At 62.0% G+C, this 11,900-nt stretch carries 10 protein-coding genes; 5 read left to right on the top strand and 5 right to left on the bottom strand.

Annotated elements, in window-relative coordinates; all coding sequences use genetic code 11:
• Nucleotides 1-37 precede the first annotated feature (37 nt).
• Nucleotides 38-1,180, top strand: coding sequence for a CBS domain-containing protein (locus GJR98_RS06590; protein WP_151136677.1), 1,143 nt, complete (start codon nucleotides 38-40; stop codon nucleotides 1,178-1,180).
• A gap of 69 nt (nucleotides 1,181-1,249) precedes the next feature.
• Here the strand turns inward: GJR98_RS06590 and radB are convergent, their stop codons facing one another.
• The gene (gene radB / locus GJR98_RS06585) at nucleotides 1,250-1,939 is read right to left on the bottom strand and encodes a DNA repair and recombination protein RadB (RefSeq protein WP_151136675.1); all 690 of its coding nucleotides are present in this window, start codon (nucleotides 1,937-1,939) and stop codon (nucleotides 1,250-1,252) included.
• Between the two features lie 104 nt (nucleotides 1,940-2,043).
• Here radB and GJR98_RS06580 point away from each other — a divergent pair, with 104 nt between their 5' ends.
• The 3 genes from GJR98_RS06580 (at nucleotide 2,044) to GJR98_RS06570 (ending at nucleotide 4,369) form a co-directional block, all read left to right on the top strand.
• Complete coding sequence (locus GJR98_RS06580; protein WP_151136673.1) at nucleotides 2,044-2,781, top strand: hypothetical protein; 738 nt, start codon at nucleotides 2,044-2,046, stop codon at nucleotides 2,779-2,781.
• Nucleotides 2,782-2,987: 206 nt separating this feature from the next.
• Nucleotides 2,988-3,911: an alpha/beta fold hydrolase gene (locus tag GJR98_RS06575; protein ID WP_151136671.1), complete on the top strand. Its 924-nt coding sequence runs from the start codon at nucleotides 2,988-2,990 to the stop codon at nucleotides 3,909-3,911.
• A 53-nt stretch (nucleotides 3,912-3,964) separates the two neighbouring features.
• Nucleotides 3,965-4,369, top strand: a complete 405-nt coding sequence (locus GJR98_RS06570; RefSeq protein WP_151136669.1) for a VOC family protein — start codon at nucleotides 3,965-3,967, stop codon at nucleotides 4,367-4,369.
• Nucleotides 4,370-4,413: 44 nt separating this feature from the next.
• Here the strand turns inward: GJR98_RS06570 and larC are convergent, their stop codons facing one another.
• On the bottom strand, nucleotides 4,414-5,898 hold the full coding sequence (gene larC / locus GJR98_RS06565) for a nickel pincer cofactor biosynthesis protein LarC (RefSeq protein WP_151136668.1): 1,485 nt from the start codon (nucleotides 5,896-5,898) through the stop codon (nucleotides 4,414-4,416).
• A gap of 199 nt (nucleotides 5,899-6,097) precedes the next feature.
• Here larC and GJR98_RS06560 point away from each other — a divergent pair, with 199 nt between their 5' ends.
• Nucleotides 6,098-8,326: a CDC48 family AAA ATPase gene (locus GJR98_RS06560; RefSeq protein ID WP_151136666.1), complete on the top strand. Its 2,229-nt coding sequence runs from the start codon at nucleotides 6,098-6,100 to the stop codon at nucleotides 8,324-8,326.
• A 105-nt stretch (nucleotides 8,327-8,431) separates the two neighbouring features.
• On the opposite strand, the gene phoU is transcribed toward GJR98_RS06560, so the two are convergent.
• The 3 genes from phoU to pstA all read right to left on the bottom strand — a co-directional run bounded on the left by phoU (nucleotide 8,432) and on the right by pstA (nucleotide 11,900).
• Nucleotides 8,432-9,112, bottom strand: coding sequence for a phosphate signaling complex protein PhoU (phoU, locus tag GJR98_RS06555; protein ID WP_151136663.1), 681 nt, complete (start codon nucleotides 9,110-9,112; stop codon nucleotides 8,432-8,434).
• 259 nt (nucleotides 9,113-9,371) lie between these two features.
• Nucleotides 9,372-10,220, bottom strand: coding sequence for a phosphate ABC transporter ATP-binding protein PstB (pstB, locus tag GJR98_RS06550; RefSeq protein ID WP_151136661.1), 849 nt, complete (start codon nucleotides 10,218-10,220; stop codon nucleotides 9,372-9,374).
• A 51-nt stretch (nucleotides 10,221-10,271) separates the two neighbouring features.
• Complete coding sequence (pstA, locus tag GJR98_RS06545) at nucleotides 10,272-11,900, bottom strand: phosphate ABC transporter permease PstA (RefSeq protein ID WP_151136659.1); 1,629 nt, start codon at nucleotides 11,898-11,900, stop codon at nucleotides 10,272-10,274.

The following is an 11,900-nucleotide window of genomic DNA, read 5'->3' as shown; positions in this document are numbered from 1 at the left end:
GTTTCAAGATAGGACACGTTGTATATCAGGATGTATTATGGATATTGCTGATATCGCCACTCCTGATTTCATCGAGGTCGACGTTAACGAGCGATTAGGCAAAGTCCGCTCGATCTTCGAGCGGGAAAACCCTAAAGGAATCATCGTCGTGGACGACGGCGAGTACGCGGGCGTCATCGGTGAGAAGCAACTCATCAACTCGCACGTCGAAGACAACACGAAAGCATCGGCGCTGACGAAAGCAGTCCCGAAAATCGACCGAAACGAGGACGTTCGTGAAGTCGCGCGCATGCTCGTCGAGGGAGACACCAAAGTCGCCCCTGTCTACGAGGGCAAAGAGCAGTACGGCGTCGTCACGCAGAACGACATCCTCGAAGCAGTCCTCGAGAACCTCGACGCGCTGACGGTCGAACAGATTTACACCGAAGACGTCGTCACCATCGGCGAGCGTGACCGCCTCGGGCAAGCCATCAACCAACTCCGAGAACACGGCATCTCGCGACTTCCCGTCACCAACGGCGACGGCCGCCTCGCAGGCGTCCTCACCACGTACGACCTGGTCGAGTTCATGGTTCGCGACGAAGGCAGACAGGGGAAACAGGACCGTCGTGGTGACACCGACCGGATGCTCGACCTCCCGGTCTACGACCTGATGACGAGTCCCGCACTCACCGCGACGCCCGAAGAGAGCGTCCGTGATGCCGTTTCGCGCATGCTCGAAAACGACATCGCTGGGCTCGTCGTCACGCCCAAAGACGACGACGGCGAGGTGCTCGGTGTGCTGACCAAGACCGACGTGCTCCGCGCACTCACGTTCACGGAAGAAGAGCAGATGGACGTGCAGGTCACGAACATCGGCCTCTTGGAGACGCTCGGCCGCGCCGACATCGTCTCGGCCATCACCGAGGTGGCGAACAAGTACCAGCGGATGAACGTCCACCACGCGCACGTTCGCTTCCACGAACACAAAGAGAAACTCCGCGGCACGCCGCTCATCCAGTGTCAGATTCGCCTCCGCACGAGTCACGGGCAACTGGCCGGCAGCGGTGAAGGCTACGGCTCTGAACACGCGTTCCACGTCGCGCTCGACAAACTCGAACGCAACGTGCTCGAAGTGAAAGGCTTCGAAGCCGACGAACGCTACCGCGGCCAACTCCTGCGGAAGCTGAACGAACTGTAAGCGAGCAGAATCGCCGAGACACGACCCGCAATCCGGGGTGACTCGGGTGCACCCCCGTCGACCACTTTTTTATAACTCTGTGCTGGCGAGTCCGCGGTCCGTAATCTTGAACGTCGCCGTCTCACCGGCCGGTTTCGCACGGTGTTTTTCGAGGGTCGCCCGTCGGTTCCCGCCGCGGAAGCGGTCGAGTCGGACGACGGTTCCGGTCCAGTGTTCGAGCGTGTGTCCACCGAGCGGACGCGTCCGGTCGGTATCGGGGTCGGAGTACACCTGATTCGTCAAGACCACAGCGAGGTCGTGTTTCCGCGCGAGGGATAAGAGGTGGGTGACCTGTCGCGCGACACGGCGGAGCGACTCGCCACCGTCACCCTCGGCGGTGCGTTCGAGTCGGTAGAATCCAGTCGCGGAGTCGAGGACGATGAGATCCGCTTGTTCGACGAACTCGGCGGCGTCGCGGACGGCCTCCTCCTGGTCTTCGAAATCGTACGCCTCGCTTATCATCAATCGCGAGGTGACAGCCTCCACGTCAGCGGGTGCGACTGCTTCGGCGAGTTGCTGGAAGCGGTCGACTGACAACCCTTCTGTGTCGATGTAGACGACGGTTTTGCCTTCGGCGGCGACGTTGACGGCCGCAGAGAGGGCGACGTTGGTCTTTCCAGCGGCGGGCGGACCGTACACTTGCGTGACGGTGCCGCGTTCGAACCCACCGTCGAGCAGGTTGTCGAGCGAAGCACATCCGGTGGAGACTGGCGCTGTCACGGACGGAAGTGTGCGCCACCGACCGAAAAAGTCCCCGGTCCGTCAGGCGCGGGCGCGCGCCCGACGCAACACGCTTTATTCGTCACCATCGCCAACCTCCACTCGTGATAGTCGTCGCCACCGCGGACTTCGAACTGTACCACGAGGCCGTGGGAGAACTGCGAAGTCGAGGAGTCACCTTCACAACCGTCGAACCGGGCGACCCACTCCCCGACCAGACACGTGTCCTCATCACCGCTCCGAGTGACGATGTCGAGACAGACCCGACCGTCTCACGCGTAACTGCAACCGGCGACGACGTCCGCCGCGCCGTCGACGAAGCGCTCGCGACACTCCGTGGTGGTGGCGGCCAGACCGTCGTCGGTGTCGACCCCGGAACGAGACCCGGCATCGCCGTCCTCTCGGGGCAGACCGTCGTCGCCGCGTTCCACGTGCCACTGGCCGATGCTGTCGAAGTCATCAAACGCGAGACGGACGACGCTATCGACCCGGTCGTCCGCATCGGCGACGGTGCCCGTCTGCAGGGTGCAAAACTGATAAACGACCTCGACGGCGTCGCAGTCGAACTCGTCGACGAGACGGGGACGACACCGTATCTGGGGACGGGTGCGCGCGGAATGGGAGATGTGCTCGCGGCGGTCAACATCGCGCAGATGAGTGGCAAACGAATCGAATCCAGAGAGATCGAACCAACCGCTGGTGAACTCCAGCGCATCAAGGAACGCTCTCGTGAGGTGTCGGACGACAGTCGAACGATAGACGAAGACCTCGCACGACGGGTCGCCGGCGGTGAGTTGAGCATCGACGAAGCACTCGACGAACACCGGACGCGAGAGGAGTAAACGAGTCGTATACGCAGTGATGCACCGCTGCGTACGCAGGAGTGCTTCTGGATTCAGGTGGACGCGTTGGTGGGGGTGGTCGGACCTCTCGTGCGGCGTTGATACGGTGTTCTGAACGGCCGGGAAGGAACTACCTAACCCGCAATTCGCCCCGAATCGACCACGTCGCCGTTCGAGTTTATGTTGGTTGCATGCGTAGTTCTCCTATGACTTCCATCAGTTCACGTGCGATAGACGAGTCTCTCTCGATGGCCCACACAGACACCACGTGGGTCGACCGGTCGGCGTACCCGTTCGAATCACACTGTGTTGGGCTCTCCGCCGGCGCGGTACACTACGTCGACGAAGGACCGGTCGATGGTGGTGCTGCGACGCTGCTGATGCTCCACGGGAATCCGACGTGGTCGTTCCTCTACCGGCACCTGATTCGTGGCCTGCGCGACGAGTACCGCTGTATTGCACTCGACTACCTCGGATTCGGCCTCTCCGAGCATCCGGCCGACTTCACGTACCGACCAGAGGACCACGCGGCCGTCGTCGAGGAGTTCATCGAAGAACTCGGACTCGAAGACGTCGTCCTCGTCGTCCAAGATTGGGGCGGACCAATCGGTCTCTCGTACGCCGTCGAACACCCCGAGAACGTCCGTGGCCTCGTCGTGATGAACACGTGGATGTGGCCGGTGAACGACGACCCGCACTTCGCGCGGTTCTCCCGCCTCCTCGGCGGACGCATCGGACGTGAACTCTGTGAGCGCTACGACCTGTTCACGCGCGTGATAATGCCGATGGGGTTCGCCGACCGGTCGAAGTTCACCAAGGCGGCACGCGAGCAGTACCGACTGGCGAACCGGGGAGACCGAACCGGGACGGGCGTCTTCCCGCAGGCGATTATCGGGTCGCAGGCGTGGCTCTCGTCGCTCTGGCAACGCCGTGAGCACCTCGCTGACATCCCCACACGCCTCATCTGGGGGATGGACGACGGGGCGTTCCGTCCGGCCGAACTCCGGACGTTCGAAGGCCTGTTCGAAGACTCGTCGACGGTTCGACTCTACGGCGTCGGTCACTACGTCCAAGAAGAGTTCGGCGCGGACCTCGTGCCGCTGGTTCGGGACTTCGTCGCGGAGTTGTGAGGGACGGACTGACGAACACCCTATTTATGCGCAGTCCGAGCGACCGCTTCTGAATGGACCCTCGCATCACAGTCGTAACGCTCGGTGTGTCGAACCTCGACGAATCGATTCGGTTCTACCGCGACGGTCTCGACTTGCCACTCCGTGACCGAGAACCGGACAGTGACATCGCCTTTTTCACGCTCGAAGGGACGTGGTTAGCGCTTTATCCACGGGATTTACTCGCCGAAGATGCTACTGTCCTCGACGAGGCTAGTAGCGGTTTCTCCGGCGTCACGATTGCGCACAACGTCTCCACGAAAGCGGCCGTCGAGGAGGTACTCATGGAAGCGAAGGCGGCCGGCGGCCAAATCGTCAAGCCGGCACAAGAGGTGTTCTGGGGCGGGTACTCGGGTTACTTCGCTGACCCAGACGGCCATCTCTGGGAAGTCGCGTATCCGCAACTCACCGACGACTGAGTGAAGCCGGTCTCTTCGATTCCGAAGTGAGCCAGGTATGTCGCCTACTCGTCTGCCGCGACTGCATCCACTGCTCTTCTCATGACCTCTCGAACCGCCAGCCCCGTCTCTTTAGCCACGGCGAGCGCATCGTCGTACTCGGCGCTTCGGTCGTAGACGACCCCATCTGCGTCGCTGGCAACTTTCACTGTCACGTCGTAGGTGTCGCCATCGATGTCGAGCGTCGCCGTCTCGAACTCGCGGTGGGCAGTCCAACGGTGGCCCGCACCGTGTTCTCTGATGCCGAGCGTTCCTGTCTCGACAGCCAGTCGGTAGGCCACGCGCTCGACGTCCTCCGGTTTGACGATGACTTTGACGAGGTGACCAGGGCGCGACTTCTTCATCGTCGTCGGGATGATGGACACGTCGCGTGCGCCGGCGTCTTTCAGCGTCTCTTGGAGGCTTCCAAGAACCTCGGGGGTGGCGTCGTCGAGGTTCGTCTCTAACACGGAAATCTCGTCGCGGACGAGTCGCGATCCGCCGTCGCCGACGATTGCGCGGAGTACGTTTGGGTGGTCCGGGAAGTCCCACCCACCGGCACCGTAGCCAGAGGATTCGACGGTCAGCGAGGGGAGCGCCTCGACACCCTCGGCGAGGTGGGCGAGGATGGCCGCGCCCGTCGGCGTGAGCAGTTCGGCCTCGACCGGGCCGCCGCGAATAGACCAGTCGGCCTGCTCGACCACGTTGAGGACCGCTGGTGCAGGAATCGGGTACGTTCCGTGACTCATCGTGGTCTCACCGCCGCCGACAGAGACTGGCGCGGTCACGACGCGGTCGACGTCGAGGTCCGACAGCAAGAGACACGTTCCGACCACGTCGGCGATGGCGTCGTCGGCACCGACTTCGTGGAAGTGCGTCTCTTCGAGGGCTGTTCCGTGAACCGCGGCCTCCGCTTCGCCGAGGATTCGGAAGATGGCCGTCGCGTCGTCGACGACACCCGCCGGCAGGTCCATCGACTCGACGAGTTCGACGACTTCTGGATACGTCCGGTGCGGGCCGTGGCCTTCGGCGTGGGTGTGGTCGTGGTCGTCAGAATGGTGTGAGTGGTTGTGGGTGTGGTCGTGGTCGTGCGAATGACTGTGGCCGTGACTGTGACCGTGTCCGTCGCCACTGTGGTCGTGGGAGTGTCCGTGGTCTGGAGAGAAATGTCCGCGTACACGGTTCGGTGGCGTCTCGTCAGAACTGTCGGCGTCCTCGTCGGGCTGCTGGTCGCCTTCGTCTTCGTGCGTCGAGTCGCGCTCGTCTTCGTGTTGCGGGTGGTCGTCGTCGTGGCCTTCGCCGCGTGGGTCGCCACCGTCGGTCTCTACGAGGAGCACGTCGACCTTCGTCGCGACGATGCCGTTTTTGTCCACCTCGGTGACTCGGTATTCGACGTCGAGAGCGTCTTCGACGGGGGCGAGAACGGACGGGTCGGCACCGGCGGCGACGAGCGCTCCGAGGAGCATGTCACCGCTCGCACCCATCCGACCGTCGAACGCGAGGAGTCTCATGGTAGTATTCGTCGGCGTGCGGAGGTAAAAACGCCCGCCATCGACGCGGCGAAGACCAGTTTAGTCGGTAGGGATTAGTAGCCGCCCGCCCTATTGTGTGCTAAGCTGTCACCTGCGGAAGACGCCGACCCGGGCAGACCGGGGAAGGACTTATCCGGTGGCCTCCCACAGGTATCAGCATCCCCGCGAGGTAATTCATATGAACGAAGTCCAACTTGAAGTGGCGAAAGCGTACCCGAACGACTCGGGACGCGGTATCGCCCGTCTTGACCCGGACACCTTGCTCCATCTCAAGCTCTCGCCGGGAGACATCATCGAGATCGAGGGAGGAAAGACGACCGCCGCGAAGGTGTGGCGGGCAGACCGGCAGGACTGGAATACAGATACGGTCCGCATCGACGGGTTCACGCGGCAGAACGCCGACGTGAGCATCGGCGAGCGCGTGACCATCCGCAAAGCGGATGCGAAGAAGGCCGAAAAACTCGTGTTGGCACCGCCAGAAGAGGCGAGTGTCCAGTTCGGGTCCGACGCGGCCGGGATGGTCAAGCGACAGATTCTCAAACGACCGGTGGTCGAACGCGACATCGTCCCGGTGATGTCGAGTACGAACCACCCATTCATGCGGTCGCCCGGGCAGGCGATTCCGCTCATCGCCGTCGAGACGAAACCGGACGGCGTCGCGCTCGTCACCGAAGACACCGACGTCGAACTCCGTGAGGAGCCAATCTCCGGATTCGAAAAGACCGGCGGCGGCATCACCTACGAAGACATCGGTGGCCTGACCAACGAGATTCAGCGCGTCCGCGAGATGGTCGAACTGCCGATGAAGCACCCGCAGATATTCAAGAAACTCGGCATCGAACCGCCGCAAGGGGTGCTTCTACACGGTCCGCCGGGCACCGGGAAGACGCTTCTCGCCCGTGCCGTGGCGAACGAGACGTCTGCCAGTTTCTTCTCTATCGCTGGCCCGGAGATTATCTCGAAGTACTACGGTGAGTCCGAACAACAACTCCGCGAGATATTCGAGGACGCGAAAGAGGAGTCGCCGAGTATCATCTTCATCGACGAACTCGACTCCATCGCGCCGAAGCGCGAGGACGTAACTGGCGAAGTCGAACGCCGCGTCGTCGCCCAGTTACTGACGATGATGGACGGCCTCGAAGCACGCGGACAGGTCATCGTCATCGCGGCGACGAACCGTGTCGACTCTGTCGACCCCGCGCTGCGCCGCCCCGGCCGGTTCGACCGTGAAATCGAGATTGGCGTCCCGGACGAGGAAGGCCGCAAGGAGATACTCCAGATTCACACCCGCGGCATGCCGCTGTCGGACGACGTGAACCTCGACGACCTCGCAGACGGCACCCACGGGTTCGTCGGTGCCGACATCGAGGCGCTCACCAAAGAAGCCGCGATGAAGGCACTCCGGCGCTACCTCCCCGAAATCGACCTCGACAGAGAGGACATCCCGCCGAGTCTCATCGACCGGATGGTCGTCAAGAACGACGACTTCGGTGGCGCCCTCGGCGAGGTTGAACCCTCGGCGATGCGCGAGGTGCTCGTCGAGATTCCGAAGGTCACGTGGGACGACGTCGGCGGCCTCGAAGACCCCAAACAGAAGGTCAAAGAGAGCGTCGAGTGGCCGTTGACCACGCCCGAGAAGTTCGTCCGGATGGGTATCGAACCGCCGAAAGGCGTCCTCCTCTACGGCCCACCCGGGACGGGGAAGACCCTCATCGCGAAGGCAGTCGCCAACGAGACGAACGCGAACTTCATCTCGGTTCGTGGCCCGCAACTGCTGTCGAAGTGGGTCGGTGAGTCGGAGAAGGCGATTCGGCAGACGTTCCGCAAGGCGCGGCAGGTCTCGCCGACGATTATCTTCTTCGACGAGCTGGACGCACTCGCCCCAGCACGCGGCCAAGATATGGGGAACAACGTCTCTGAGCGCGTCGTCAACCAACTCCTGACCGAGTTAGACGGCCTCGAAGACGCTGGGAACGTCATGGTCATCGCGGCGACGAACCGCCCCGACATGATCGACCCCGCGCTCATCCGTTCGGGTCGCTTCGACCGCCTCGTCCTCATCGGACAACCCGAAGAGCAGGGCCGTGAGCAGATTCTCGACATCCACACGCAAGACAGTCCGCTCGCACCCGACGTGAGCCTCCGCGAGATTGCCGAGATTACCGACGGCTACGTCGGGTCTGACCTCGAATCCATCTGCCGCGAGGCCGCCATCGAGGCGCTTCGGGAAGACGGTAACGCCAAGGAAATCGAGATGCGCCACTTCCGCAAGGCGATGGAGTCGGTCCGCCCGACCATCACCGAGGACCTGATGAGCTACTACGAACAGATCCAAGACCAGTTCAAAGGCGGTGCCCGCGAAGGGTTGTCGCCCGACACTCGCGACGGTCGTCTCGGCTTCCAGTAAGTCGAGCATCACCGTTCGCTCGTGTTTTTTCTGCGTCACGCACGACTGTGAGCGACTGCACAATACCGCACCGAGTGAATCGAAGACGAACCCGCGAACGACTGCTTAGAAGAGCAGCGAGTCGTCGTTGTCGATCATGTAGAGCGTCCGTGCCGCAACGTTGACCGCGTGGTCGCCGATGCGTTCGAGGTCACGGACCGTCAGCAGGAGTCGCCGCACGTCGACGAGGGAGTCCTCTGCGTCGAGGTCGTCGTCGCCTTCGAAGTCGTCACTGGTCATCAGGTCTCGCACGATTGTCTGCGACGCGTTGTCGCACATCGTGTCGAGGTCGTCGTCCCGCTCGGCGACCGAGTGGCAGAGTTCCGAATCTTCGGTCGAGTAGGCATCCATCGCCTGGTCGACCATATCGAGAGCGGCATCACCGATGCGCTGGATGTCGACTTCCGTGTAGACATCCTGTTCGGCGTCGGTGGCGTACTGTGCGAGGTTCACTGCCAGGTCACCGATGCGTTCGAGGTCGGTGATGATTTTGAACGACGCTGCGACGAACCGGAGGTCGCCGGCGACGGGTTGCTGAAGCGCCAGCAGGTCGATACAGTCCTGTTCGAGGTCGAGGTAGAGGCGGTTTATCTCCCCGTCGCCTTCGACGACGCGCTGTGCGAGGTCTTCGTCTTTCTCGTCGAGAGCGTCGAGTGCGTGTCGAACACGCTCAGAGACCAACTCACCGAGGTACGAGACGTCTTCCTCGAGTTCCCTGAGTCGAGTCTGGTACTCGTTTCTAGCCATGTCTGTCCATCCGAGAGGAACAGTCAAATTCCTTGTGATGGTGCACCTCACGTGAGGTTCAGTCCCGTGACCAGTGCTGGGATGTGCTATTGTCACACGGATACTGGGTGGACACACAGAGAAACGGACGAGACGGGCAACTCAGAGACGCGGATGAGACCGGAAACTCACAGGAACAGCCGAGACGGGACACTCACAGACGCGGACGACACCGAGAAAAAGCGGAGAACCGAACCCGACGAACGCCGTGGTCGTGGCGTTATCCGAACTTGCCGGTGATGTAGTCTTCGACGCGCTGACTCTCGGGGTTCTCGAAGATTTTCTGCGTGTCGTCGAATTCGACGAGTTCACCGCCCGTGAGGAACACGGCGGTCTTGTCCGAGATACGTGCGGCCTGCTGCATGTTGTGGGTGACGATGACGACGGTGTAGTCCTCGGCGAGTTCTTCGACGAGGTCTTCGATCTGCGAGGTTGCAACCGGGTCGAGTGCAGATGCCGGTTCGTCCATCAGGAGGACTTCCGGGTCCGTCGCAATCGCGCGAGCGATACAGAGACGCTGTTGTTGCCCACCGGAGAGGTCGAGACCGGACTCGTGGAGACGGTCTTTGACTTCGTCCCAGAGGGCGGCGCGCTTGAGCGACTCCTCGACGACTTCGTCGTAGTCGGCGTCGATGCCCTGAATCTTCAGTCCGTAGACGACGTTCTCGTAGATGCTCTTCGGGAACGGGTTGGGCTTCTGGAAGACCATCCCGACGCGGCGACGGAGTGCCACCGGGTCGACGTCGTCGTCGTAGACGTTCTTGCCACGAAGCGTCAACGACCCTTCGACACGAGCGACGTCGATGAGGTCGTTCATCCGGTTGATACACCGGAGGAACGTGGATTTCCCACATCCAGACGGACCGATCATCGCGGTCACGCTGTTTTCAGGAATCTCCATCGAGATGCCCTGAAGTGCTTGTTCGTCACCGTACCAGACGTCGACACCGTCTGCGCGGATAATCGTCTCCGCGTTCGTCGTATCCGACATCGACGACGCCGACAGTCCATCGCTGACGTCGGTCTGGACGAGCATCTCGTCGTTCGTCGGGTCCTCTGTCCCGGTCATATCTGAACCTTCAACCTCTGCTGTGTTGTGTTTATGACTCATGTACCTGTATTAGCTTTCGCTTTCGAACTTGTTCCTGAGGACGATTGCTACGGAGTTCATCGCGAGGAGGACCGCGAGCAACACGACGACGCCCGCTGGCACTGCCTTCGTGTAGAAGTCCTCGCTGGCGAACAGACTCGACCACGCGTACACCTGGAGTGGCATCGCGCTTACCTTCGAACTGAGTTCGGTCGGGAGACTGAACAGGACGTTCGGCGCACCGATCATGATGAGCGGTGCGGTCTCACCGATTGCCCGACCCAGTGCGAGGATGGTCCCGGTGAGGATTCCCGGGAACGCCTCGGGGAGGACGACGTTCTTGACGGTCTGCCAGCGCGTCGCGCCCATCCCGTAGGATGCCTGTCGCATATCCTGGGGAACAGAGCGAATCGCCTCCCGCGAGGAGATGATGACGATTGGGAGGATGAGCAGCGCGAGCGTCGCACCGCCGATGAGGACCGTCCCCGTTGGTTGGCCGAGATACGTGACGAACACACCCAGCCCGAGAAGCCCGTACACGACGGACGGGACGCCAGCGAGGTTCGAGATGTTGACGTCGATAAAGCGGGTGAAGGTGTTGTCCGGGGCGTACTCTTCGAGGTACACCGCCGACCCAACACCGATTGGGAACGAGAGCGCGGCCACCGTAATCATCAGGAGGATGGAGCCGCCGATTGCGGGGTAGAGACCGGCGTTTTCGGCCGAGCCACTGTGTGGGCTCGTGAGGAACTGCCAGTTGACCCACGACTGTGGGCCGGCGAAGCCGAGCGCGTCGACCACACCAGCACCGACGAGCGACCCGAAGATGATGACGGCCGCGAACAGCAGTCCGATTCGTTCTCGTTCGCGCGTGAGTGCAGCGCCGCCAGCGTAGGCGGCGGTTGGAACGAACGCGCCGGCCGTGACGACTGCGAGTGCAGTCGGGTTGACGCCGGTGAACATCCCGGATGCCGCAGCGAGTCCAGTTGCACCGAGTGCTGCAGCGCCGGCGACGATGCCCACCTTCGTGTTCTCACGAATGCGAGCGAAGTACTGGCCGACGACGACGGCGCCGATACCGCCGAAGACGAGCGTGACGATGACCCACTCGGTCGGGATGACCGGAATCTTTTGGACCATCTCCGGAATGCTGTGGTAGTAGCCCGGAATCCCGAACAGCGACAGGAAGAAGATAGCGCCTGTCGCCGCGACACGCACGGTGAACGGGATTTTGTCCTCGTATTTGGTCATGATGACGACGGCCCCGATGGCAACGAGGAGACCGATTACGTAGGAGAGACTGACGAGCGGCGGGATGATGTCCACGAAGAGGATGGCGACACCACCGCTGAACATCAGCGTCACCGCCAGCATGCCGACGACCATCGAACCGAGTTTGAGCGCCTCGATGTTCGTTCGGTACAGGTACGCGCCGACGAGGACCGCCGGTGCGACGAGCGTGACGAAGAAGACGAGATACCAGCCCGCGTCTGCGGTGAGCGGTTGCAGTGCGTCGTTTGCGACGTAGACGAGGAGGATGGCCAGCGTGACGATGCCGAACATCGTCGCCCCCATGAGGAGGTACCGGAAGATGGTGCCGGTCGTTCTGCTGACTTGGCCGAACCCTTCTATCTGGTCGGTATCGTTCTGGGTTGCCAT

The organism is Haloferax marinisediminis (assembly GCF_009674585.1).
GTDB lineage: Archaea > Halobacteriota > Halobacteria > Halobacteriales > Haloferacaceae > Haloferax > Haloferax marinisediminis.
This window is presented reverse-complemented; position numbering and strand designations above follow the sequence as displayed.